This is a genomic window from Streptomyces sp. NBC_00988, from assembly GCF_045162645.1.
Taxonomy (GTDB): domain Bacteria; phylum Actinomycetota; class Actinomycetes; order Streptomycetales; family Streptomycetaceae; genus Streptomyces.
This window is the reverse complement of record NZ_CP108730.1, coordinates 2,144,109-2,167,071: the sequence shown is the minus strand read 5'-3', so window position 1 is coordinate 2,167,071 and position 22,963 is coordinate 2,144,109. Positions and strand designations below refer to the sequence as shown.

Below are 22,963 nucleotides of genomic sequence, written 5' to 3'. Positions count from 1 at the left end.
GAGAACGGTGAGCTTTACCGGTTCAATGGCTCGGTGCCATAGTGCCGACAGCCCAAAGGAGAGCCTGAGCCGCAATCTAGAAGGAGCTGGGGTATATGGGGAGGAAGACGCTGGCGGTCGCCGCACTGATAGCCGTAACGGCGCTCACCGCGACGGCGTGCACCGGGGCGGCGGCGCCGAAGGGCGAGTCCGCCGCCGAGGCGACGGACCCGGGCAGCGTGTCCGGCACCATCACGGTCCTGACGCACCGCACGGACCTGGTGCAGAACGGCACGATGAAAAAGTACGCGGCCGCGTTCAACAAGATCTATCCCAAGGTGACGGTGAAGTTCGAGGGCATCACCGACTACGAGGGTGAGGTCAAGATCCGCATGAACACCGACAACTACGGTGACGTGCTGATGATCCCGAACGCGATCGCCAAGAAGGACTACCCCTCGTTCTTCGCCTCGCTCGGCACCAACGCCGAGCTGAGCAAGGCGTACCGCTTCACCGGCAACACGAACGTCGGCGGCAAGGTGTACGGCCTGGCCATCGTGGGCAACGCCAACGGGTTCGTCTACAACCAGGCCGTCTGGAAGAAGGCCGGCATCACCTCCTGGCCCACCAGCACACAGGAGTTCGTGGCCGACCTCAAGGCCGTCAAGGCGAAGACCGACGCGGTGCCGTACTACACGAACTTCAAGGACCAGTGGCCGCTGACCGCCGGTACCGCGAGCATCGGCTCCGTCAGCTGTGACGCGCAGGCCAACGACAAGCTGGCGACGTCCACCGCCCCCTGGGCCTCGGGCAGCGACCTCAACGTCATCGACACGCTGCTCTACGACACCGTCCACGACAAGCTCTCCGAGAAGGACCCCACCACCACCAACTGGGAGAACTCCAAGGGGCTGATCGCCCGCGGCGAGATCGCGACGATGCAGCTCGGCTCCTGGGCCATCACCCAGATGCAGGACGCGGCCAAGACAGCCGGGGAGAACCCCGACGACATCGGTTTCATGCCGTTCCCCGCGCAGAAGGACGGCAGGTTCTGCGCGATCCTGTCCTCCGACTACCAGCAGGCGGTGAGCATCCACTCCGAGCACAAGGCGGCCGCGCGGGCGTGGATCGACTGGTTCACCGAGAAGTCAGGCTTCGCACAGAACGAGGGCTCGATCCCGACGGCCAGGTCGGGTGCCCTGCCGGACACCCTGAAGCCCTTCGAGGACAACGGTGTCACCCTCCTCGAACGGTCCGAGGCCAAGAGTGCCCAGGTCAACGCCATCGACAACACCGCCGAGATCGGCCTGTCCAAGCCCGACTACCGGCAGAAACTGGTCGACATGGCCCGCGGAGTCCAGAGCGGCAGTCTGAAGAACTACTTCGCCGACCTCGACAAGAAGTGGAGCGAGGCGCAGAAGACCGCGGGCTCCTGACGGAGAGCGGCGCACGGGCCCGGTGGCGGCGCTTCCCAGCCGGGCCCAGCACGCCCACCACATCCGTGGACGACCGAAAGGCCGACATGACCCACACCACACACACGCCCACGGCACGCGTGGGCAGGGAGAGCGTCGTCGCCCGCCCGGCCGGCGGTCCGGCACACCGGACGCTGAGGAGGCGGTCCCGTCCCGGCCGTGGCCCGCTCAGCGGAGTCACTCCCTGGCTGTTCCTGCTGGTCCCCCTGGTCCTGCTGATCACGTTCACCTACGTGCCCGTGGCGAACATGATCTATTACAGCTTCACGGACTGGGACGGTGTCAGCCCGGAGATCCACGTCACCGGAATCTCCAACTACACCGAGCTGTTCACCCGCCCCGAGTTGTTCCGGGTGTTCTTCGTCAGCCTCTATTATCTGGTCGCGTCCGCCGTGCAGATCGTCATCGCCCTGTACTTCGCGACCGTCCTCAGCTTCAACCTGCGCCTGCGCAACCTTTTCAAGGGAATCCTGTTCTTCCCGTACCTCATCAATGGCGTCGCCATCGGGTTCGTCTTCCTGTACTTCTTCCAGGACGGTGGCACCCTCGACTCGGTGATGACCTGGTTCGGCGCGGGCAGCGACCATGCCTGGCTCGGCGAACCGACCTCCGCGAACATCTCCCTGGCGGGCGTTTCCGTGTGGCGCTTCACCGGCCTGAACTTCGTGCTCTTCCTGGGCGCGATCCAGTCCATCCCCGGCGAGCTGTACGAGGCGGCCCAGCTCGACGGCGCTACCCGGTGGCACCAGTTTCGGTACCTGATCGCGCCGAGCATCCGGCCCGTGATCAGCCTGAGCGTGATCCTCGCCGTGTCCGGCTCCCTGTCCGTGTTCGAGATCCCCTACATCATGACCAGCGGCGCCACCGGCACCACGACCTTCGTCATCCAGACGGTGAAGCTCGCCTTCCAGTTCAACAAGGTCGGCCTGGCCTCCGCCTCGGCCGTCGTCCTGCTCCTGATCATCCTGCTGATCACCTGGATCCAGCGCCGCCTCGTGCCCGACGAGAAGGTAGACCTCGTATGACACCCCCTGTGTCAACCTCACACTGCTTGAAGCAGCGGTTTCGGGGTTGTGAGACGTTGCAGCCCGCCGTGCCGGTCGGGCTGGTAGGGCTCGTGACTGAGCCAGCAGCGATGGAGCACGCGGATCCATGCGCGGGCCAGGACCCGGATTGCGTGTGGGTGGTCCATGCCCCGGTCTCGGGCCCGCTGGTAGATGTCGGCGGCCCATGGGCTTTCGTGGCGGCTGTTGTCCGCGAAGACCACTATCGCCTGCCGGAACCGTTTGTTGCAGGCCCACCGGTAGGAAACCCCGCGCATGCGTCCGGACGCCTTGGTGACCGGCGCGACGCCGGCGAAGGCGGCGACCGCATCCGGTCTGTCGTAGGCAACGCGGGAATCGCCCCACTCCGCGAGGATCTGAGCGGCGCTGATCTGCCCGGCCCGGGGCAGCGAGGTGAAGATCCGCGCGTCGGGATGCTGGTCGAGGTGGCTGACCACCGAGCGGTCGAGGTCCTTCTTCACGCCGCCCAACGTCTTGAGCACGGTGACCAGGGCGGTGACGGCGTCGCGTCCGGCCTCGGTGCGGTGCTCGGCGGTGACGCCTGCCGGGGCTCGGCGAAGGCGCCCCAGGAGCTCGTCGACGGTGCGCCGGCCCGAGTAGCCGTGCTTGGTGCAGAACGCGGCCATGCGCTTCTCGCCCAGGTGGGCGGCGGAGGCCGGGGTCGGGTAGCGGGTGAGGAATTCCAGCGCGATCGGCGACTCGATGTCCGCGAACAGCGATTTGGCGCCGGGCCAGAAGGTATCCAGCAGCGAGCTGAGCATGTTGGTGGCCATCACCCGCAGCCGCACCACGTCGTCGCGGGTGCGGACCACAGTGCGCAGAGTCTTCGTCTCGTCGCTGAACGGGCGGGCCTTGCTGAGCCTGTGGTGCCTCAGCCGCAGGTATTCCGCGATCACCATCGCGTCCCCGGGGTCGGACTTCGCCTCGGACAGCACCTCGGCGTCGCGCCTCGCCACGGGGACGTTCTCCGCGTCCCCGAACCTGGCCAGACGGCGGATCAGGGTCTCGAACCCGATCGCGGAATGGGTGACGGTGAACTCGCTTCGGGCCTTGCCGGCTCCGTCCAGCACGCAGACCGCGTGCTCGGCCGATCCCCAGTCGATCCCGACGTAGTGCTCGCTCTCGGGCAGTGCCACAGCTCTCCTCGTGCCTATCAGCGACAGGCCGGTGACGAAGCTGAACCCCGGGCGGTCACTGACTGGCGCTCTGCGGCGCGTCCCTCTGTTGCCGGTCGACAGCTCCGGAAGAACCGGGGGCGGCAGTGTCATACGGGCCCTGAAAGGGCGACCACCACGGGCCGTCACCCCGGCTCTCACCGGCATCCAACCACGAGCGCCCAACAGACGCCCGCAGAAAGGATGGTGGACCAGTGACGACCAACGCGGTGGACGGCCGTCGCCCTCGGGGCATCGGCGCGGTCCTCATGTATCTTTCCCTGGTCCTCGCCTCGCTGGTGGTCCTGGTCCCGCTGGCTGTCGTGTTCCTCACCTCGCTGAAGACGTCGAAGGAAGTGGCGGAAGGAGGCGGCGCGTTCCGGCTTCCCGGCGACTGGCTGAACTGGTCCAACTACGTCACCGCCTTCCGCGACGGTCACATGCTGATGGCGTTCGGGAACACCGCCTTCATCCTGTTGTTCTCCATCGCCGGCACCGTGATCATCGGTTCGATGACCGCGTATGCCATCGATCGCTTCACCTTCCGCGGCAGAAGGCTGGTCATGGGGCTGTTCCTGGTTGCCACGCTGGTGCCGGGCGTGACCACGCAGGTGGCTACGTTCCAGGTGGTCAACAGCTTTGGCCTCTTCGACACCCGGTGGGCGCCGATAGTGCTCTACATGGGCACCGACATCGTGTCTATCTACATCTTCCTGCAGTTCGTCCGCTCCATCCCCGTCTCCCTCGACGAGGCCGCCCGGCTCGACGGCGCGAACGCGCTCACCATCTACTGGCGGATCATCTTCCCGCTGCTCAAACCGGCGATCGCCACGGTCGTCATCATCAAGGGCATCACCGTCTACAACGACTTCTACATTCCCTTCCTTTACATGCCCTCAGAGAACCTGGGCACCATCTCCACGGCCCTGTTCCGCTTCAAGGGCCCTTTCGGCGCCCATTGGGAGGACATCTCGGCCGGTGCGATCCTCGTCATCGTGCCCACGTTCTTCCTCTTCCTCTTCCTCCAGCGCTACATCTACAACGGGTTCGCGCGGGGCGCCACGAAGTAGGCGGGGGCGGCCCGCTCGCAAGCCGCTGCCTCTTCGTCGGCTACTTAACCGATTTACCCCGCTGGGCTGGTTCCTCGCGGATGGACGACGGTCCCCGGAAGCTCGACGGTTCTGCGACGACCCGCTGAGAAGTCCGCTTTCCGGAGCCCGACTGAGCAACGCCTACACCCGGCATACGGCAACGTCGGCCACGTCCACCTCTGCGGGCGAGGGCCCCGGGCCATGTCGACCTGATAATCGCCGCCGTGCCCCGAACGCCCGGCGCCGCTGACCGGTGACTCACGGCGCGCGACGCTTGCTGCGGACAGACGGGTTCGCCCGTCCCCGGTGACCCACCTCTGCTCACGGGAAATCGCCACGCCAAAGGAGACGTAGATGTCCAAACCTCTGCTGAACCGTCGTGCGTTCATCCTCATTGGCGCCACGGTCGCCATGGCGGCGGGCGCCCAGTTGCCGGTGGCCGCCGCGGCCGCGCCCTTCGCGGCGCCCACCGGAGTGCCGACGCCGATCCAGATCGTCGACGACAAGGCGACCCCCGCCACCCGCGCGCTGTTCGCATACCTGAAGCGGCAGCAGGGGAAGGGCATCCTGTTCGGTCACCAGCACGACCTCACCTATGGTTTCACCTTCGCCACTCCCGACGGCAAGGCGTCCGACACCAAGGCCGCAGTGGGCGACTATCCCTCTGTCTTCGGCTGGGACACCCTCATCCTCGACGGCGACGAACGCCCCGGCGTACCGGACGGAACCGAGGCCGCGAACATCGCCGCGCTCAGCCAGTCCATCAGCCAGGGAGACGCACGCGGCGGAATCAACACCCTCAGCGCCCACATGCCGAACTTCGTCACCGGCGGGAACTTCTACGACACATCGGGCCGAGTGGTCGGCAAGATCCTTCCCGGCGGCGCGAAGCACGCGGAGTTCAACACCTTCCTCGACCGCATCGCGAAGGCGGTCAAGGGCGCGCGGCGGCCGGACGGCACCGCGATCCCGGTCGTCCTCCGCCCCTTCCACGAGAACAACGGAGGCTGGTTCTGGTGGGGCGCCGGCCACACCACCTCGGCCGAGTACATCGAGCTGTTCCGTTACACCGTCGAGTACCTGCGCGACACCAGGGACGTCCACAACCTGCTCTACGCCTACTCGCCCAACTCCGGTTTCGGAGGCGACCCGCCCAGCTACCTCAAGACCGACCCGGGCGATCGGTTCGTCGACATCCTCGGTTACGACTCCTACGACGATTCCGCCGGTTCGACCGCCTGGCTGGACGGCCTGGTGACGGACCTGGTGATGGTGGTCCGGCTGGCGAACGAGAGGGGCAAGGTGCCGGTCCTCACCGAGTTCGGGGAGAGCGGCACCGAGGACCGTAACCCCAAGTGGTTCACCGAACTGCTGCACGCCCTCCGGGCGGACCCAGTGGCCCGTCAAGTGACCTACATGCTCACCTGGGCCAACTTCGGAGGCACCAACCGCGCCTATGTGCCGTACCAGGGCCAGGCCCTGTTGCCGGACTTCGTCCAGTACTACCAAGACCCGTACACCCTCTTCGCCGCCGATCTCCGGGGGGTGTTCTCTGCTCGCACCACCCCCGTCCGCAATACCCCGCCCGACCCTCACACCAGACCCGTGACCAGCAACTTCACGATGCACCGTGCTCAGTGGCCCCGCGGGTGTGTCAATTTAACGGCTGATCTTGGTTGTTGAGTGGTCAGTTGTTGCTCGGGGTCAGGCGGCCCTCGAAGGCGATCTGGAACGCGTTCAGGGGTGCCTTCCAGCGCATGGTCCACCTTCTGCGGCCCTTCCCCGTCGGGTCCAGGCTCATCAGCGCCATGTAGATGCACTTGAGGGCGGCGGCTTCGTTGGGGAAGTGTCCGCGGGCGCGGACGGCCTTGCGGATGCGGGCGTTCACGGACTCGATCGCGTTCGTCGAGCAGATGACCTTGCGTATCTCGACGTCGAAGGAGAGGAAGGGCACGAACTCGGCCCAGGCGTTCTCCCACAGCTTGATGATCGCCGGATACTTCCGACCCCAGGCTTCCTGGAACTCCCCGAACCGCTCCGTCGCCGCGTCTTCGCTGGGTGCGGTGTAGACGGGCTTGAGGGCTTTGGCGACCTTGTCCCAGTCCTGGCGAGCTGCGTAACGGAACGAATTGCGCAGGAGGTGAACCACACACGTCTGGACAATCGTGCGAGGCCAGACGGTCTCCACGGCTTCGGGTAGGCCCTTGAGCCCGTCGCAGACCAGCATGAGCGCGTCGTCCAGGCCGCGGTTCTTCAGCTCGGTGAACACATGCAGCCAGTACTTCGCGCCCTCGCCGCCGTCGCCGGCCCAGATGCCGAGGATGTCGCGGGTGCCGTCCACGGTCACCGCCATCACCACGTAAATGGGACGGTTCGCGACCTGCCCATCCCTGATCTTGACGTTGATGGCGTCCACGAACAGGACCGGACAGACGCGGTCGAGGGGACGGTTCTGCCATTCGGCCATGCCTTCCATGACCGTGTCGGTGATGGTGGAGATGGTCTGCTTGGACACCTCGGCGCCGTACACCTCGGCCAGATGAGCCGAGATCTCGCCGTGCGTGAGCCCCTTCGCTGACAGCGGCAACACCATCTCGTCGACGCCGGTCAGGCGTCGCTGCCGCTTCTTGACGATCTGCGGCTCGAACGTGCCCGAGGTGTCACGCGGGACCTTGACCTCGACCGGCCCGACGTCGGTCAGCACGGTCTTGGCCCGGCTCCCGTTGCGGGAGTTGCCGCTGCCCCGGCCGTCGGCATCGTGCTTCTCGTAGCCGGGGTGATCGGTGATCTCACCTTCCAGGGCAGACTCCAAGACCCGCTTGGTCAGCTGCTGCAGCAGCCCGCCTTGCCCGGTCAGCTGCAGTCCCTCCGACCGGGCCCGTTCCACCAGCATCGCGACCAGCTGCTCGTCGGACACGGGCACAGGCTGCCCGGACTCAGCACTCTCGACAGGCTCCACGGTCTCCAACTCCACGGCGGTGTCAGTCACTTGACGTCTCTCCCATGATCGTCGGATCCGCCGTTAGATTTACACTCCCGGCCCCGCTGAAAGAGCTCCCTACGTTGTTCTGTGGGATGTGGTGGGCCCTTCGTATGGTTGACCCGCCCAGGGGTGCCGGGTGTGGTTCAAAAAGCTCTGCCGCTTGTGGCTTCCACTGATTGGCCGCCCGGCGCCCCACGACGACTCGGCTGCCAATTAGGAACTGCGAATGATCGCTGAGTAGGGAATCGACAGCGAGGTCGTCCGTCGGGAGGCACCAGCACCACACCGCACGGAGGCACCACATGGCCACGATCTGGGCCGGCATCGACGCAGGTAAAACCCATCATCACTGCGTCGCGATCGACGAGAGCGGCCGCCGACTTCTGTCACGACGCGTCGCCAACGACGAACCCGAACTCCTCGAACTTCTCACCACCGTGCTTGCCTTGGGCGACGATGCGATGTGGGGCATCGACCTGGCCGACGGCGGTGCCGCCCTGGCCATCACGATCCTCCTCAACCACGACCAGCCCGTGCACTACATCTCCGGCCGGGCCATCCACCGCGCCCCCGAGAGCTACCGCGGCGAGGGCAAAACCGACGCCAAGGACGCTGCCGTCATCGCCGACCAAACGCGCATCCGACGGGACCTGCACCCCCTACGCACCAGCGACGCAACCGTCACCGACCTCAAGATCCTCACCGGCCGCCGCACGGACCTGGTCGCCGACCGCACCCGCAGCGTCAACCGGCTCCGCGCTCAACTCACCGGCATCTTCCCCGGTCTGGAACGGGCATTGGACCTGACCAACGCCGGCCCGCTCATGCTGCTGACCGGATACCAGACCCCGGCCGCCATCCGCCGAATCGGCGTGAAACGTCTGGAGACCTGGCTGCGCAACCGCAAGGTCATCCACGCCGACCGGCTCGCCGAGACCGCCGTCCACGCCGCCGAGCGCCAGCACACCAGCCTGCCCGGCGAGAAGCTGACCGCCCACATGGTGCACACGCTGGCGAGGGAGGTGACGGCCCTCAACCAGCAAATCGCCGAGCTCGACAAGGCGATCGAGGCCCGGTTTCGCGAACATCAGGACTTCGAAGTGATCACCAGCCTGCCGGGCCTGGGCGTCATCCTCGGCGCCGAGTTCCTGGCCGCCACCGGAGGCGACATGGCCTTCTTCGGTACCGCTGACCGCCTTGCCGGCTTCGGTGGCGTCGCACCCGTTCCCCGCGACTCCGGCAAGATCAGTGGCAACTTCCGCCGCCCACGGCGTTACAACCGCAGACTCCAACGTGTCTTCTACATCTCCGCGTTGTTCAGCATCCGCCACTGCGACGAGTCCCGCCGGTTTTACGAACGCAAGCGAGCCCAGGGAAAACATCACATCCAGGCCGTCCTGGCCCTGGCCCGCCGACGCGTCAACGTCCTCTGGGCCCTCCTCCGCGACGGACGGACCTACCAGACCCTGCCATCCACCACTCTCGCAGCTTGACAGACACCATTAGGAATCAGTGATTGCTCGGTTTGCCCGCTCCTCCAGGGCCTGAGTCGCCTGGTCCAAGGGGGGCGAGAACAGTTGACGGTAGTAGCCCAGGGTTTCGGTCACGACCCCTGGAGCGCGGAACGCTCCGCGTCCGGCAGCTCGTAGCCGGGCGACCATTCTCGCCAGAGTCGGTCGATGAAGGCGAAGTCGTCGCGCGCGATGGCCGGCTCCGCCAGTGCCGTCTGGAAGAAGAACATGTACCAACTACGCCGCTGTTGGTCACCGTTGGCGACCCACTCGGTTCGCACTTGAGGGCCGTAGGGGACTGCCATGCCGACTGGGACCGTTGACCGAGATCACTTCGCAGTGGTGCAGGAGCCAGTCGAGGATCGCGGTACCGAGGACCTCGTCGCCGAAGACCTGGCCCCATTCATCTGGGGCTGGACAAAACGTTCACCGACCCACGCCTCTGCGCGGCCATCGTCGACCGGCTCACCTTCAACGGCACCATCATCGAGACCGGCACCAACTCTCACCGCCTCGCCAGCACCCGAGCCCGAGCCGAGGAGACCGCCAAGGCCGGCTGACCTCTGCCGCTACCTCCCTCGATGGTCCACCGCCCTCACGGGCGGCGGACCATCCTTCGTTCAGTTCACCAAAGCGTCCTGGTGAAAGGACATGCACCAGCGGCCTGTGCGCCTCCGTGCCGACGGAGTGAGTGCGCGCCTTCTGGACGCGCGTATCCGGAGACTACATCGACGCAGGAACCCGCCCCGCTCCCCTGGGGCCCGAGCGGTGCACGCTCCACTGCGCGAGCGGCAGCAGGGCGTTCACCAGTGCCTGGCCGTCCGAGGCCAACTGATAGCGGATCTGTACGGGGGTAGTGGGGATGACGGTTCGCTCGATGAGGCCTGCGGCCTCGAGTTCCTTCAGGCGCTGGGAGAGCAACCTGTCGGAGATGCCGTCGATCATCGCCCGGTACTCGCCGAAGCGCCGGCGCTCTGGGCGGCGGCTTGCAGTACCGAACCCGTCCAGCGGCATCCGACCATTTCGAGGGTGTCCTCGAAGCTCGGGCAACTGTCGTCATGAATGGAGTGCACTTATAAAGGATTAGCAGCTTACCCATCGTTTTGCCAGTGGGGCGGCCCGGCCCACTCTGGCCTCATGACCGACTACGGACGCCAACTCTCCTTCGGAGTGAGCCTCGACCCCTCCGCCGGGACATGGGCACTGACCCGGCGCCTCGCGCGCACGGCGGAGGACTCGGGTCTGGACCACCTCGCCGTCCAGGACCACCCGTACCAGCCCAGCCACCTCGACGCCTGGACCCTGATCACGCACCTGTCGGCGGTCACCAACCGTATCTCCTTCCTCACCGGCGTCGCCGACCTGCAGCTGCGCCCGCCGGTGATGCTCGCCAAGGCCGCCGCGTCGCTGAGCGTGCTCACCGACGGACGGATCCAGCTCGGTGTCGGCGGGGGAGGTATCCCGGACGCCATCGCCTCGATGGGCGGGCCGGCGCGACGCGGCCAGGACATGGTGGCGTTCACTGAGGAGTCCCTGGGGCTGCTGCGCACGGCCCTGGCCGGAGGCGTCGTACAACTGCACAGCCCGTACCACGCCGTCGACGGCTACCACGCCGGACCGGTGCCCCCGAAGCCCGTCGAGCTCTGGCTCGGCGCCCAGAAGCCCAAGATGCTCGCCGTCACCGGCCGGTCGGCCGACGGCTGGATCGCTCCGCTGAACATCTACCTCCCGCCGCGGGAGGTGCCCTCGCGTCAGCGGATTATCGACGAGGCGGCCACCGGCGCGGGTCGCGACCCGAGCACACTGCGGCGCGTCTACAACGTGATCGGCGTGATCGGCGACCACGGCCACGGGAGCAGTCCCGGGCTCGTCGACGATGTGCGGAGGTGGGTGGACACCCTTACCGAGTGGACCGTCGAACTCGGCTTCGACACCTTCGTCTTCTGGCCCGCCACCGACCCCGAGAACCAGCTCGCACTCTTCGCAGGCGAGGTCGTGCCCGCGGTGCGCGAGCGCGTCGACACCCTCCGGAGCGGGCGATGAACGCCACCCTCTCCACCGTGCCGGCCGAGCTCGCGGGCAAGGTAGTCACGCCCGACGACCGCCGCTACCGGCCGCTGCGCTCCACCCACACCACCGTTGGCCGCCCGGCCGCCGTGGTCCTGCCCGAGTCCGCGGGCGACGTCGCGGCGGCGCTGCGGTACGCACGGAAGACGGGGCTTCGGGTGGCCGTCCGCAGCGGCGGACACGGCCTGTCCGGCAGCGGCACCAACGATGGCGGGCTCGTCATCGACCTGAGCGCGATGCACCGCATCGACGTCGTCGACCGCGGCTCCCGCCTGGTCCGCGTCCAGGCGGGCGCCAGCTGGGCCCAGGTCGCCCAGGCGCTCGCCCCGCACCGGCTCGCCATCAGCTCGGGCGACCACGGCAACGTTGGCGTCGGCGGCATAGCCACCGGGGGCGGCGTCGGCTGGCTCGTACGGCAGTACGGGCTCACCATCGACCACATCCGTGCGGTCGAGGTCGTCCTGCCCGACGGAACGGCCGTACGCGCGGATGTCGAGACCGATCCTGACCTGCTGTGGGTGATGCGCGGGGCCGGGGCGGGTGCCGGGATCGCGGTGGCCTTCGAGATCGAGGCCATGGATCTCCGCGACGTCGGTCACGCGCAGTTCGTCGCGGCGGTGGACCCGGCCGGTCAGACGCTGCGCCGCTGGGCCGACGTCATGGCGCGGGCGCCGCGCGAGTTGTCGACGGCGGTGATGCTGTCCTCGCGGGGCGCCACCACCGCCGCGTACATCACCGCGGTCGTGGCCTCGGACAGCCCGTCCGTCATCCGCGACGCCGTCGAACCGCTGCTCGGCATCGGCGACGTGAGGGCTCAGCAGAGCCACATCGTCCCCTACGCCGAGCTGGTCCCACCGCACCATCTGCACGGCCACTCCGGTCAGATGCCCGCCAGCACGACCAACGGACTGCTCACCGACATGACCCCGGACGCCGCCCACGCACTGGTCACCGCATCGGCCACCCCCGACCCGATCCTGATCCAGCTGCGTTCACTCGGCGGCGCGACCCATGACCCTGCCCCCATGGCCACCGCGTTCGCCCACCGCCACCCAAACACCCTCGTCGTCGCCACGGCGTTCCCGCCGGACGCTCCCGCCACACTGGCCGCCGCCTGGCGCTCCCTCGCCCTGCACACCGACGGCGCCTACGTGAACTTTGAGAGCACACCCGACGAGGCGACGTTCGCCCGCGCCTACCCCGGACCGACCCGCAGCCGCGTCACCGACCTGTGGAAGCGCTACGACCCCGACGGCGTCCTGCACCCCCGGCCACCGGCCTGACCGCTGGCCGCCTCGACCTCACCGACCACGAGCCCGCGGCACCCGCCGCGAGCGCCCGCCCTTTCAAGTCACCCAGTGCTGGAGATACTCCATGGCCACGTTGCTGCACATCGACTCCTCCGTGTTTTCGAAGAGATCAAATCCCTCGGTTTCACCGGCTGCCTCAACCTCCTGCACAAGTACATCAACCAAGGCCGCGCCGATGCCGACCGCAGCCATATCTCCGCACGGCGGCTCGCCCGGATGCTGCTCACCATGCCCGACAACCTCAAGGCTGAGCAGCGACAGCTGCTGGACCGCCTCACCGCGGCCTGCCCCGAAATGACCCAACTGGCAGTCTCTATCCGGGCTTTCGCCCAGCTCCTGAAGCCTCAGCCAGCAAATGTCGACGCGCTCGAGCTCTGGATCACCCAGATCCGCGCAGCCGATCTGCCGCACCTGCACGCCTTCACCCGAGGGATGGAGCGAGACCTCGACGCCGTGATCGCCGCGTTCACACTCCGCTACAGCAACGGCCCCACCGAGGGCGTCAACACCAAGACCAAGCGGATCGCCCGCCAGATGCACGGGCGAGCAGGCTTCACCCTCCTCCGCCACCGCATCCTCCTCGGATAGCGACACCCTCCGTCACCACCGAATGTGAGACAGGGCCCGGGCAACTACGAGTCCGCCGGCAAGAGCCCGTCGGGCCGCACCCGGCCTGGCGACCCGTGGCTGAAGAGCGTGCTCGGGCCAGGCCGCGATCTCCGCCTGCCGCGCCAAGGACAGCTACCTCGCCGCCCGCTACCGACGCCTGGTCGGACGCCGCGGCCGCCGGCGGGCACTGGTCGCCCTGCACCATTCGATCCTGATCTCGATCTGGCACATGTTCACCCGCGACATCGAGTGCGCCGACCTGGGCGGCGCCTACTTCTACGCACTGGCAAGACCCGCGCTACCCTCCACCTCGACGGCAGCCCTCATCGCCCTGCTCGCCGACCGCGCGCCCGGGCTCGTGCGGAGCCTGCGGGAAGCAGTCCCCAACTAGTCATGCTGGACGGCACCCTCGCGGAGTGCGACCGGGTCGGCGACAGCCCGGCCGACTTCTCCCAAAAAACGCCGACATCACTGCGTGAAAGTGCAGGTGGTGACCTACCTGGCCGGACGGCTGCTGTGGATCTCGCCCGCCCTGCCCTGCCGCGCGCACGACCTGACTGCGGCTCGCTCCCACGGGATCGTCCCGATCCTCGCCGACCGCGCCTACATGGGTGCCGGCCCATGTGTCGGCGTACACCACGCAGATGCCCGCCAGGCCGCGACCTCACGCCAACACAGCAAACCGTCAACCGCGCACTGTCGGCGGCACACGCACTGGTCGAGCGGCGCGTCGCACGACTGAAGTCCTGGCGGATCTTCCGCAAGGCCCAGTGCAGCCCAAACCGCATGTCGTCCATCGCCGCCGCCATCCTCACCCTGGAGCGGCACCGCTGAAAAGGCTCCCTACGTTGTTCGGTGGAAAGTGGTGAGCCCTTCGATTGGTTGACCCGCCCAGTCATGCCGGGCCCAGAGGCCACCAGTCCCGTTGCAGGACTGCAGAAAACATAACTGTGAGAGTTCTTCTGCGACCCGGGATGGGTTGCTGCCAGGCTCGGCGCTCGTGATCCGGCAGGACTCGCAAAACAACTGGCGCCCTGTCAGGGACTGCCGACGCCGACCACGGTCGTGCGCCCACGAAGGAGAACAAACGCGTGGCCGTGCTTGCAGAACACGTCGGTGGCGTCATCGGTGTCGACACTCACCGCGACACGCTCGCCGCAGCGGCCGTCAGCCCGATCGGCGCCGTCCTGGAGACCACTGACGCACCCGCCCATGGCCGCGGCTACCATTGCCTTCTCGACTTCGCCCGGTTGCGCGTGCCTGGTCGGCGCTGCTGGGCGCTCCAAGGAACCGGCAGCTTCGGCGCTGGCCTCGCCGCCTTCTTGGACGACACGGGAGAGCGCGCGGTCGAGGTCTGCCGCCCCAAGCGCCCGTCGGTGCGTGGCGGACGCAAGACGGACATGCTCGACGCTGTTCGCGCGGCCCGGGAGGCCCTGGCCACCGAGTACGTCATCCATCCCCGCATGCGCGGGGAACGCGAGGCGATGCGCGTGCTGCTGGCTACTTGGCTGGGCGCCGCGCATGCCTCTACCGCGGTCATCAACCAGCTCAAGGCTCTGATCATCTCCACACCGGACGGCCTGCGCACCGAAATGCGTCGCCTGAGCCGATCACAGCAGGTCACATATTGTGCCGGCCTCCGCGATCGCCCCTCCCTGTCCACCGAGCACCGTATGACCATTCGTGCCATGCGGTCCACAGCCCACTGCGTCCGGCACCTGCAGGCGGAAGCTCGCGAGTTGGAGAGCGAACTCCTTCAGCTCGTCCGTCAACAGGCGTCTGAGCTAATGGAGTTACTTGGCGTCGGCCCGATCACCGCAGCTCAGATCCTGATCAGCTGGTCACACCCTGGCCGGTTCCGTTCCGAGGCCGCCTTCGCGTCCTTCGTCGGTGTCGCCCCGACTCCCGCCTCCTCCGGCCTGACGAACAAACACCGGCTCAACAGGGGAAGAGAACGCCAAGTGAATCGAGCGATGCACCCAGTCTCCCTGATCAGGATGCGGTTGGATCCTGCCACGAAGACGTACGTCGCTCGCCGCCTGAGCGAAGGGAAGAGCTCCAGCGACGCGCAGCGGTGCCTCAAGCGCAACATCTGCCGGCAGATCTTCAAGATCCTCGAACGAACCAGCCGAATGCGGAAGGGCTTCCTCAAACGGCTTGACAAGACAAAGCAGCCTCGGGGAGTCCATGCTCTGTTACCGCGATGACCTGGGAAAGCGGACCATTAAGTACTTATGAAAAGTAGGTGCTGGATCAGGTCTTCTTGCCGTCGGCGGGTCCGGGCGGGACAGGGCGGGTGTCTTTGTTCGCCCACTCGGCGAGGAGGGTGAGGACCTTCATGAGCTCCCGTCCGCGCTCAGTCAGCGTGTAGACGGAATGTGCGGGAGTGGTGGGCACGATCGTTCGGATGATCAGGCCCTGGCCCTCCAGCTCTTTGAGGCGCTGAGACAGCAGCCGGTCGGAGAGGCCGTCCACCAGTTTCGCGATCTCGCCGAAGCGTTCGGCACCGCAGGAGATCGCCATCAGGATGGCGGCGGACCAGCGGCGCCCGATCAGCTCGACGGCGGACTGGAACCCGACACACAGCTTCTCGGGCAGGATGCCGGGCATGGGTTGAGTCAACGACATACTTACAAAGTATAAGTACCTAATACCGAATTTGCCAGCCCGATGCCATCTCCAGATCATGGTGTCATGATCGATGACGGAGATCGGGCATGACTCGCGTGATACTGCCGGTGCCCCTGCGGAACCACGCAGTCCTGCCGGCCGACCCTCGCTACGCGGCGGTGCGGTCGACGTACACCTCAACCCATTCGCCCGCCGTGGTCCTGCTTCCGGAGACCGATGCCGAGGTCGCCGAGACGGTCCAGTACGCCGCCGGGACCCTGCTGCCGATCTCCGTACGCAGTGGCGGTCACGGGCTGTCCGGGCGCTCGTCGAACGATGGCGGCGTCGTCATCGACTTGTCCTCCATGCACGAGGTGGAACTCATCGACCCGGCCACGCGACTGGTCCGCGTGCAGGCCGGTGCGCGGTGGGCGAACGTGGCACGCGCATTAGGCCGCAGCGCTCTCGCCATCAGTTCAGGCGACCACGGCAATGTCGGCGTCGGCGGACTGGCCACCGCCGGCGGGGTGGGCTGGTTCGCCCGGTTGTACGGTCTGACCATCGACCACGTTCGTGCGGCACGAGTGGTGCTTGCCGATGGCAGCGTGGTGCGCGCCGACAGCGATGCCCATCCCGACCTGTTCTGGGCTCTGCGTGGCGCCGGAGACATCGGGATCGTCACTGAGTTCGAGATCGAAGCGGCTCGGCTGAGCTCCATCGGCGTCGGCGAGGTCGCGGTGGAGGCTGACCGGGAGGGCGGTACCTTGCGGCGTTGGTCGGAGTACATGTCGGCAGCGCCCCGAGACCTCACGACCAATGGTCTTCTGGTTCGCGACGGGACACGGTTCGTCCTGCAGTTGACGGCAGTGGTCGCCGACGGTGACCTTGGCCGGGCGAGAACAGTCGCCGCCGAACTCGCCAGGCTGGGAGTCCGCCCGTTCGGGTCGAGGGCGCGAACGGCATCGTACGAATCCATGGTGCCCACCGCGCACTTGCACGACAACACCGGCCAGCAGCCGTCGCAGTCGACCAACGCTCTCTTGCCGACCCTGACCCCGTCCGCTGCCCGGGCTCTCATGGACGTCGCGGCCTCGCCCGGAGGCGCCCTCGTGCAGCTGCGCTCGCTCGGCGGCGCCATCAACGACATCGATCCCGGAGCGAACGCGTACTCCCACCGCCACCAGCAGGTGCTCGCCATTATCAGCGTATTCCCGCACCTCGGCGGAGTCGACCTCGACACCGTCGCGGCGCCCGTGCGCGCGTTCGCCGACGGCGCCTACCGCAGCTTCGACAGTCGGCCGGACCAGGCCGCGTTCGCCCGCGCTTTCCCCGGCGCGACAGGTGACCGCGTTCGAGCGCTTCAGCATCAGTACGACCCGGACCGCGTGTTCCACCGGGCCGGCCCCGCCGCCGGGTGAATCGATTCATCCGGACGCCATCGCATCGACCAGGAGCTGACCATGGCCGAAACACTCGCCCGCCCGCCGTATGACCCGGAACTCGAGCAGACACTCGAAGCACTGAAGGAGTTCCTGCCCACCACGCTGACGGCCGACATGATCCCGATGGCTCGCGCCGCGGCCGCCGCGCGGGTGAACATCGACGAGGTGATCGGCGACCGTCCCATCAGCTACCGCAGCTTGACCATCCCCGGATACCAGGGCGACGAGATCCAGATCTCCGTAGTGCACCGTCACGACCACACCGGAGCCGGCCCCGGCATCTACTACGTGCACGGAGGAGGGATGATCGTCGGAGACCGGTTCACCGATGTCGGGTCGCTGGTCGACTGGGTCGACCGATTCGACGCGGTCGGTGTGACCGTCGACTACCGGCTCGCCCCGGAATTCCCCGACCCGCACCCGGTCGAGGACGCCTACGCCGGCCTGGTCTGGACGGCCGAGCACGCCGCGGAACTGGGCATCGACCCGCACCGCATCATCGTCGCGGGCGCGAGCGCAGGTGGCGGTATCGCCGCTGGCACTGTGCTGCTCGCCCGCGACCGGCGCGGTCCCGCCTTGCTCGGCCAGATGCTGCTCTACCCGATGCTCGACGACCGCGACGCCACGGTGTCCACCCATCAGTTCGAGGGTCTCGGTGTCTGGGACCGCGGCAGCAACATCACCGGCTGGACCGCGCTGCTCGGCGAGCGCCGTGGCAGCGGCGAGGTCTCCGTCTACGCCGCCCCGGCCCGCGCGACCGATCTGGCCGGCCTGCCGCCCGCGTTCATCGACTGTGGATCAGCAGAGGTGTTTCGCGATGAGGACGTGGCCTACGCGACCTCCCTGTGGGCCGCCGGGGTGCAGGCCGAACTGCACGTGTGGCCGGGCGGCTTCCACACCTTCGACACCTTCGCCCCGGACGCCGTACTCACCGGGCGCATGCTCGACGCCCGCAAGGACTGGATGGCACGCCTGCTCGGCACCACATCGAGGGAAGGGGCGTCCGGCAAATGACACGTTCGGTTCGATTCGATTCCTTCGGCGGACCCGGCGTGCTCCACCTGATCGACGCACCCATCGCCGAGCCGACCGCCGGGCAGATCCGAGTCCGGGTCAAGACCTCAGGACTCAACCCGGTCGACTCCATCGTCCGCTCCGGCGGGGCAGTCGGGCGCCTCCCCATCGCCCCGCCATCCGGGCTGGGCAACGAATTCGCTGGCATCGTGGAAGCCGTCGGCACCGGCGTGCCGGACATCAGGGTCGGCACGCCTGTCATCGGCGCGGCGCCATTCCGGTCGCTCACCGAGGCGTTGCTCACAACGGCCGACACCGTCGTCGTCAAACCGGATTCTCTGGACTGGAACGTGGCCGCCACGCTCCCCGTGGCCGGCACAACCGGATACAACTCTGCGAACTCGTTGCGCTTGGGCCCTGCCGACACCGTGCTGATCAGTGCCGCCGCCGGCGGCGTTGGGCTGATTGCCAGCCAGATCGCGATCAGGGCGGGCGCGACCGTCATCGGCACCGCGAGCGAATCCCACCATGACTACCTGCGCCGGTTGGGAGTCATCCCGATCACCTACGGGAGCGGGCTGATCGGCCGGGTACGGGATGCGGCGCCCGGCGGCCTGAACGCGGCGCTGGAAAACCACAGTGCCGAAGCGATCGAAACCGCCCTCGAGCTCGGCGTTCCGGTCACTCGCATCAACTCGGTGGTAGGCAACGCTCAAGAGTACGGAGTGGCCGCCGTCGGTGGCGACCCGTCGCCAGCGACGATCGGCGCACTCGCAGGCCTTGTCGTGACCGGCGCAGTGCAAGTGCCGATCCACCAGACCTTCGCGCTCGATGACATCCAGGACGCCTACCGCCTCTTGGACACCCACCACCTGCTCGGGAAGGTCGTGGTTCGAATCGACGGCTGAGCCTAGAAATCCCATCATCGACAACCAGCTAACCGGACAAGGATTCTCATGACATTCGGACTTCCCGCCATCCCCGACAAGGACGACCCGCGGTGGACCCGCAAGGACGGCATCTTCGTTCCTCGCACCGGGGGAACCACCAAGTGGGTGATCGGGGACACGACCACCGTCAAGATAAGCGCGGCCCAGACCAACGGCGCCCTGGGCGTCCTGGAGAGTTCGGTGCCACCCGGCGGCGGCGCGGTCCCACACGCCCACGGCCGCGAGGACGAGGCCTTCTACGTACTCTCGGGCGACTTCGAGTTCGTCAACGGTGACCAGGTCATCAGCGCCGGTCCCGGCGACTTCTTCTTCGTCCCCCAGGGCAATCGGCACGGCTTCACCAACACCGGAGCACTCCCCGCCAAACTGCTCACCTTCCTGCTTCCCGGCGGGCACGAGCGGTTCTGGCTCGACAACGGCGTGGACCCCGAGCCCGGAAAGCCTGCGCCGGTCTGGGGCCCGGAGAACTTCGCCGCCCTCATTCCCGAGCTCACAAAACATCAGGTCACCCTGCTCCCCCAACAGGAGCTATAGGTTTCGTGGTGGTCCGCCAGCAGAAAGCCACGGATGGAGTATTCAACGGAGGAGATCTATGGCATCCGAAATCGCCCCCGGGGACGGCACCCCCGATCTCGACGGCTTCGAACACTGCTCCGCCGCAGTAAATGGAACTCGGTTGCACTACGTGGACGGCGGGTCGGGTGAACCGCTGTTTCTGCTTCCGGGTTGGCCGATGACCTGGTGGGAGTTCCACAAGATGATGCCGGCCCTCGCGCGGCGCTACCGGGTCATCGCCGTCGACATCCGCGGTATGGGCGGGTCTGCCAAGCCAGAATCCGGCTACAGCAAGAAAACGATGGCACGCGACATCCTCGAACTCGTCCGGCTGCTCGGCTTCGAGCGGATAAACATCGCCGGCGAGGACATCGGGGGCATGGTGGCGTACAGCTTCGCCATGAACCACCCGGAGCATGTCAGCAAGCTCGCGCTGTGGGAGACGTCGCACCCGAACAAACGCCTCTACGAGTTCTCGATGATGCCTCAGTCGTCGGCGGACTACTACCCGTGGTGGATTTCCCTGAATTTTGTCGATGATCTGCCGGAGCGCCTGCTGGCCGGACGCTTTCGGACTCTTCTCGACTGGATGATCGACCACCACACACGCGATCCCTCGGTCATCGACGAGCGCAGTCGGGAGATCTACGCATGCGCTTACGAACAGCCGGGCGCCGTGCGCGCGGGAAACGGTTGGTACCAGAGCTGGCCTCAGGACATTACCGACCGGGAGCAATACCGAAGATTCGAAGGGCCGGTGCTCGTCATGGGTGGCCGCAACTTTACCTTCATCCAGGGAACCATTGACGACCTCGCGACTGACATCACGAAGGTACAGATCGAGGGCGGAGGGCACTTCTTGGCGGAGGAACGCCCCGAGGACCTTGTGCGGGAGCTGTTCGAGTTCTTGGGCCGCCCGTAAGAAAGAAAGGAGGCCGGGCGGAAGGGTCCGTCGCCCGGTCGTTGTGCGAACGGCCGACAACAAAAGGAAACTCATGACCTACGTCACCACCGTCGACGGCGCCCAGATCTTCTACAAGGACTGGGGAAGCGGAATGCTCTTCGGGCTTGAGCCATCTGAGGTTCGAACATGATCGGAGCGAGCCCGTCGTTGGCGGTGTGCCGACGGATGGTGTTGTCGGAGTCGGCGATCCAGGTCGAGACCTTCACGCGGGCCTCGGCTCGGGTCCTGAAATGGTGCCGGTGAATGAATTCGACCTTCAGCGTGCCGTCGCGGAGACCGCCTTCATCTCAAAGAGGCGTTCTGCACGTCGCGCAGAGAGGCCTCAAACGTGGTCTCAGCTTGACTCTGTCGGGGATGTCGTAGTGGTCGAGATTAGTCCGACGCGCGGACCCGCAAGCGACCGTCTCGATCACGCAGGCTACCTCCTCTTCCCCGGAAGTGATCACTGGAGAGCCGTGTGCGGTCAAAGCCGCCTGCACGGTTCGGGAGGGGGCCGACGGAAAAGGACCCGATCCACGGGTACCTCGCCGGCGGCCTACCTCACCTTGAACACGCACGTCAGCCGCACCATGCACGAGTTGGCCGCCGCCCGATTGTGGCTGACCATCTATCAACTGCCGCCGTAGGCACCCGAACTCAACCCGGTCGAGGGTGTGTGGTCGCACCTGAAGAGGTCGCTGGCCAACCTCACCAAATACAGCCTCGACCAGCTCACCGCGCTGGTGAAGACCCGGTTGAAACGGATGCAGTACCAACCTGGCCTCATCAAGGGCCTCATGGCCAAGACCGGCCTTGACCTCCAACCGCCGTAACCCCAGCCATTAAAGATCTCCAGCACCCCTACATCACCCGCGGGCCTCTGTACAGCCGGGTATTGCAGGCTTACCCGCCATCTGACCGTTAGTAATGCATAGAAAGATCGGTGCAGTCATGAGCACATCGGAATCGGCACACACGACGCGAGAAGAGCTCACCAGTCGTGCGCGCAAACTACAGCCGCTCCTGCGTAAGTACACCTCACAGTCCGAGATGGACCGCCATCTCTCCGACGAGGTGAACACTGCCCTCATCGAGGCCGGGATGTTCCGGTTGCTGAAGCCGAAGCGCTTCGGCGGGTTCGAGGCCAACCTGCGTACCGTCGTGGAGGTCACTGAGACCCTCGGCCAGGCGAGCGGTTCGGCGGCCTGGGTCGTGGCCGTTGGTGCCGTGGCAGGCTGGATGGCCGGGTTCCCCTCCGCGCAGGCGCAGGACGATCTGTTCGGAACTGACCCCGATGCTCGCATCGCTGGTGGAAGCGCCCCCCGGCCCTGCCCGTCAGGTCGAAGGCGGCATCCGCGTCAGCGGACGTTGGGCCTACTCGTCCGGATCGCACCACTCTACGTGGGCCTCCATGGTGGCGCTGGTCACCAACGACACCGGGGAGTTTGTCGACGCGCTCTGGTGCGTGGCACCGATATCGGAATTGAAGATCGAGGAGACCTGGCAGACCGTGGGCATGCGAGGAACCGGTAGCGACACCCTGGTCGCCGAGGACGTATTCGTCCCTCACCACCGGACGTTCTCCATGGCACAGATGCTGCAAGGCACCTGGCCGATCCCGACGGGCGAGACGATGTACCAGTTGCCGCCGGCCCCTCTGGCCGTGGTGCCTCTCATCGGGCCGCTCCTTGGCCTGGGACATGCGGCACTCGACTTCGTCATCGACCAGGCGAACGCCAAGGCAATGCAGCACACCTTCTTCACGCGTCAAAGCGACTCGGTAGGTGTCCAGATCCAGGTGGCCGAGGCTGCACTCAAGCTTAAAACGGCGCGACTGCACACCTACGCTGTCGCCGATGAAATCGACGCCGCTGCTGCCGCCGGCGAACGGATTGACTACGCCACCCGCGCCGAGTACCGAGCCGAGTACGGCTACGCGACCCAGCAGGTCTTGGAGGCTATCAACATCCTCATCAACGTCCATGGCTCGGCCGCCTTTGCCGAGTCCAGCCCCCTGCAGCAGTTTTGGCGGGACGCAAATACCGGAGGCCGACACGCGGTCCTCAATGCCAGTGTGGGCTATGAAGTGTACGGCAAATCACTGCTCGGCATCGATGAGCAGATCAGCCCAAGCGTTTAACAGCGGCTAAAGGGTGTTGCACAAGGGCGTGAACTGGGCATCTCCGGTGTATGGCTGGTGTGTTGA

At 66.6% G+C, this 22,963-nt stretch carries 20 protein-coding genes and 5 pseudogenes; 19 read left to right on the top strand and 6 right to left on the bottom strand.

Annotation, left to right across the window (positions count from 1 at the left end; genetic code table 11):
• The first annotated feature begins 95 nt into the window (after nucleotides 1-95).
• Together OG496_RS09940 and OG496_RS09935 are read left to right on the top strand one after the other, a co-directional pair.
• Nucleotides 96-1,415: an ABC transporter substrate-binding protein gene (locus tag OG496_RS09940; RefSeq protein ID WP_405970482.1), complete on the top strand. Its 1,320-nt coding sequence runs from the start codon at nucleotides 96-98 to the stop codon at nucleotides 1,413-1,415.
• Nucleotides 1,416-1,501: 86 nt separating this feature from the next.
• The gene (locus OG496_RS09935; protein WP_405970481.1) at nucleotides 1,502-2,479 is read left to right on the top strand and encodes a carbohydrate ABC transporter permease; all 978 of its coding nucleotides are present in this window, start codon (nucleotides 1,502-1,504) and stop codon (nucleotides 2,477-2,479) included.
• Nucleotides 2,480-2,496: 17 nt separating this feature from the next.
• On the opposite strand, the gene OG496_RS09930 is transcribed toward OG496_RS09935, so the two are convergent.
• A complete protein-coding gene (locus OG496_RS09930; RefSeq protein WP_405970480.1) occupies nucleotides 2,497-3,654 on the bottom strand; it encodes a transposase in 1,158 nt (385 codons plus the stop codon).
• 287 nt (nucleotides 3,655-3,941) lie between these two features.
• On the opposite strand from OG496_RS09930, the gene OG496_RS09925 reads away from it, so the two are divergent.
• Together OG496_RS09925 and OG496_RS09920 are read left to right on the top strand one after the other, a co-directional pair.
• Nucleotides 3,942-4,742, top strand: coding sequence for a carbohydrate ABC transporter permease (locus tag OG496_RS09925; RefSeq protein ID WP_405976597.1), 801 nt, complete (start codon nucleotides 3,942-3,944; stop codon nucleotides 4,740-4,742).
• Nucleotides 4,743-5,117: 375 nt separating this feature from the next.
• Nucleotides 5,118-6,446, top strand: coding sequence for a glycoside hydrolase family 26 protein (locus OG496_RS09920; RefSeq protein ID WP_405970479.1), 1,329 nt, complete (start codon nucleotides 5,118-5,120; stop codon nucleotides 6,444-6,446).
• Nucleotides 6,447-6,450: 4 nt separating this feature from the next.
• On the opposite strand, the gene OG496_RS09915 is transcribed toward OG496_RS09920, so the two are convergent.
• Entirely contained in the window at nucleotides 6,451-7,656 is a 1,206-nt protein-coding gene (locus OG496_RS09915; protein ID WP_405976596.1) for an IS256 family transposase, read from the bottom strand.
• 392 nt (nucleotides 7,657-8,048) lie between these two features.
• Between OG496_RS09915 and OG496_RS09910 the strand changes: the two genes are divergently transcribed.
• Nucleotides 8,049-9,239, top strand: coding sequence for an IS110 family transposase (locus OG496_RS09910; RefSeq protein ID WP_405970478.1), 1,191 nt, complete (start codon nucleotides 8,049-8,051; stop codon nucleotides 9,237-9,239).
• Nucleotides 9,240-9,349: 110 nt separating this feature from the next.
• Here the strand turns inward: OG496_RS09910 and OG496_RS09905 are convergent, their stop codons facing one another.
• Both OG496_RS09905 and OG496_RS09900 read right to left on the bottom strand, forming a co-directional pair.
• Nucleotides 9,350-9,538, bottom strand: coding sequence for a hypothetical protein (locus OG496_RS09905; RefSeq protein ID WP_405970477.1), 189 nt, complete (start codon nucleotides 9,536-9,538; stop codon nucleotides 9,350-9,352).
• Nucleotides 9,510-9,662: pseudogene (locus OG496_RS09900) on the bottom strand (ATP-binding protein); the annotation flags it as partial. The pseudogene OG496_RS09900 and the gene OG496_RS09905, both read right to left, overlap by 29 nt.
• Nucleotides 9,663-9,667: 5 nt before the next feature.
• On the opposite strand from OG496_RS09900, the pseudogene OG496_RS09895 reads away from it, so the two are divergent.
• A pseudogene (locus OG496_RS09895) lies at nucleotides 9,668-9,817 on the top strand (AAA family ATPase); the annotation flags it as partial.
• Nucleotides 9,818-9,980: 163 nt separating this feature from the next.
• Here OG496_RS09895 and OG496_RS09890 read toward each other — a convergent pair.
• Nucleotides 9,981-10,271, bottom strand: coding sequence for a winged helix-turn-helix transcriptional regulator (locus OG496_RS09890; RefSeq protein WP_405970476.1), 291 nt, complete (start codon nucleotides 10,269-10,271; stop codon nucleotides 9,981-9,983).
• A gap of 123 nt (nucleotides 10,272-10,394) precedes the next feature.
• Between OG496_RS09890 and OG496_RS09885 the strand changes: the two genes are divergently transcribed.
• From OG496_RS09885 to OG496_RS09865, 5 genes and pseudogenes are all read left to right on the top strand, one after another.
• Nucleotides 10,395-11,300 (top strand): LLM class flavin-dependent oxidoreductase, encoded by a 906-nt coding sequence (locus tag OG496_RS09885; protein WP_405970475.1) that lies wholly within the window; start codon nucleotides 10,395-10,397, stop codon nucleotides 11,298-11,300.
• Nucleotides 11,297-12,607, top strand: a complete 1,311-nt coding sequence (locus tag OG496_RS09880) for an FAD-binding oxidoreductase (protein WP_405970474.1) — start codon at nucleotides 11,297-11,299, stop codon at nucleotides 12,605-12,607. Before OG496_RS09885 ends, OG496_RS09880 begins: the two co-directional genes overlap by 4 nt.
• A gap of 123 nt (nucleotides 12,608-12,730) precedes the next feature.
• Nucleotides 12,731-13,222, top strand: a pseudogene (locus OG496_RS09875) (transposase); the annotation flags it as partial.
• Nucleotides 13,223-13,400: 178 nt separating this feature from the next.
• A pseudogene (locus OG496_RS09870) lies at nucleotides 13,401-14,077 on the top strand (transposase family protein).
• A gap of 257 nt (nucleotides 14,078-14,334) precedes the next feature.
• Nucleotides 14,335-15,450, top strand: coding sequence for a transposase (locus OG496_RS09865; RefSeq protein ID WP_405970473.1), 1,116 nt, complete (start codon nucleotides 14,335-14,337; stop codon nucleotides 15,448-15,450).
• Nucleotides 15,451-15,496: 46 nt separating this feature from the next.
• Here the strand turns inward: OG496_RS09865 and OG496_RS09860 are convergent, their stop codons facing one another.
• Nucleotides 15,497-15,871 carry a winged helix-turn-helix transcriptional regulator gene (locus tag OG496_RS09860; protein ID WP_405970472.1) on the bottom strand — a complete coding sequence of 125 codons (375 nt, stop codon included), beginning with the start codon at nucleotides 15,869-15,871 and terminating at the stop codon, nucleotides 15,497-15,499.
• A gap of 197 nt (nucleotides 15,872-16,068) precedes the next feature.
• Here OG496_RS09860 and OG496_RS09855 point away from each other — a divergent pair, with 197 nt between their 5' ends.
• The 8 genes and pseudogenes from OG496_RS09855 (at nucleotide 16,069) to OG496_RS09820 (ending at nucleotide 22,897) form a co-directional block, all read left to right on the top strand.
• Entirely contained in the window at nucleotides 16,069-17,271 is a 1,203-nt protein-coding gene (locus OG496_RS09855) for an FAD-binding oxidoreductase (protein WP_405970471.1), read from the top strand.
• A 42-nt stretch (nucleotides 17,272-17,313) separates the two neighbouring features.
• Nucleotides 17,314-18,309 (top strand): alpha/beta hydrolase, encoded by a 996-nt coding sequence (locus OG496_RS09850; RefSeq protein ID WP_405970470.1) that lies wholly within the window; start codon nucleotides 17,314-17,316, stop codon nucleotides 18,307-18,309.
• Nucleotides 18,306-19,217, top strand: coding sequence for an NADP-dependent oxidoreductase (locus OG496_RS09845; RefSeq protein WP_405970469.1), 912 nt, complete (start codon nucleotides 18,306-18,308; stop codon nucleotides 19,215-19,217). Before OG496_RS09850 ends, OG496_RS09845 begins: the two co-directional genes overlap by 4 nt.
• A 48-nt stretch (nucleotides 19,218-19,265) precedes the next feature.
• On the top strand, nucleotides 19,266-19,793 hold the full coding sequence (locus tag OG496_RS09840; RefSeq protein ID WP_405970468.1) for a cupin domain-containing protein: 528 nt from the start codon (nucleotides 19,266-19,268) through the stop codon (nucleotides 19,791-19,793).
• Nucleotides 19,794-19,851: 58 nt separating this feature from the next.
• Nucleotides 19,852-20,736, top strand: a complete 885-nt coding sequence (locus OG496_RS09835; protein WP_405970467.1) for an alpha/beta fold hydrolase — start codon at nucleotides 19,852-19,854, stop codon at nucleotides 20,734-20,736.
• Nucleotides 20,737-21,431: 695 nt separating this feature from the next.
• Nucleotides 21,432-21,590: a hypothetical protein gene (locus tag OG496_RS09830; protein ID WP_405970466.1), complete on the top strand. Its 159-nt coding sequence runs from the start codon at nucleotides 21,432-21,434 to the stop codon at nucleotides 21,588-21,590.
• 94 nt (nucleotides 21,591-21,684) lie between these two features.
• Nucleotides 21,685-21,930, top strand: a pseudogene (locus OG496_RS09825) (hypothetical protein); the annotation flags it as partial.
• A 121-nt stretch (nucleotides 21,931-22,051) separates the two neighbouring features.
• Complete coding sequence (locus OG496_RS09820; RefSeq protein WP_405970465.1) at nucleotides 22,052-22,897, top strand: acyl-CoA dehydrogenase family protein; 846 nt, start codon at nucleotides 22,052-22,054, stop codon at nucleotides 22,895-22,897.
• Nucleotides 22,898-22,963 lie beyond the last annotated feature (66 nt).

What these genes read in the sequence shown, in the direction of transcription:
- OG496_RS09940 (WP_405970482.1), top strand. Translation starts at nt 96, where the DNA reads ATGGGGAGGAAGACGCTGGCGGTCGCCGCACTGATAGCCGTAACGGCG.
- OG496_RS09935 (WP_405970481.1), top strand. Translation starts at nt 1,502, where the DNA reads ATGACCCACACCACACACACGCCCACGGCACGCGTGGGCAGGGAGAGC.
- OG496_RS09925 (WP_405976597.1), top strand. Translation starts at nt 3,942, where the DNA reads ATGTATCTTTCCCTGGTCCTCGCCTCGCTGGTGGTCCTGGTCCCGCTG.
- OG496_RS09920 (WP_405970479.1), top strand. Translation starts at nt 5,118, where the DNA reads ATGTCCAAACCTCTGCTGAACCGTCGTGCGTTCATCCTCATTGGCGCC.
- OG496_RS09915 (WP_405976596.1), bottom strand. Translation starts at nt 7,656, where the DNA reads ATGCTGGTGGAACGGGCCCGGTCGGAGGGACTGCAGCTGACCGGGCAA.
- OG496_RS09910 (WP_405970478.1), top strand. Translation starts at nt 8,049, where the DNA reads ATGGCCACGATCTGGGCCGGCATCGACGCAGGTAAAACCCATCATCAC.
- OG496_RS09890 (WP_405970476.1), bottom strand. Translation starts at nt 10,271, where the DNA reads ATGCCGCTGGACGGGTTCGGTACTGCAAGCCGCCGCCCAGAGCGCCGG.
- OG496_RS09885 (WP_405970475.1), top strand. Translation starts at nt 10,395, where the DNA reads ATGACCGACTACGGACGCCAACTCTCCTTCGGAGTGAGCCTCGACCCC.
- OG496_RS09880 (WP_405970474.1), top strand. Translation starts at nt 11,297, where the DNA reads ATGAACGCCACCCTCTCCACCGTGCCGGCCGAGCTCGCGGGCAAGGTA.
- OG496_RS09860 (WP_405970472.1), bottom strand. Translation starts at nt 15,871, where the DNA reads ATGTCGTTGACTCAACCCATGCCCGGCATCCTGCCCGAGAAGCTGTGT.
- OG496_RS09850 (WP_405970470.1), top strand. Translation starts at nt 17,314, where the DNA reads ATGGCCGAAACACTCGCCCGCCCGCCGTATGACCCGGAACTCGAGCAG.
- OG496_RS09845 (WP_405970469.1), top strand. Translation starts at nt 18,306, where the DNA reads ATGACACGTTCGGTTCGATTCGATTCCTTCGGCGGACCCGGCGTGCTC.
- OG496_RS09840 (WP_405970468.1), top strand. Translation starts at nt 19,266, where the DNA reads ATGACATTCGGACTTCCCGCCATCCCCGACAAGGACGACCCGCGGTGG.
- OG496_RS09835 (WP_405970467.1), top strand. Translation starts at nt 19,852, where the DNA reads ATGGCATCCGAAATCGCCCCCGGGGACGGCACCCCCGATCTCGACGGC.
- OG496_RS09820 (WP_405970465.1), top strand. Translation starts at nt 22,052, where the DNA reads ATGCTCGCATCGCTGGTGGAAGCGCCCCCCGGCCCTGCCCGTCAGGTC.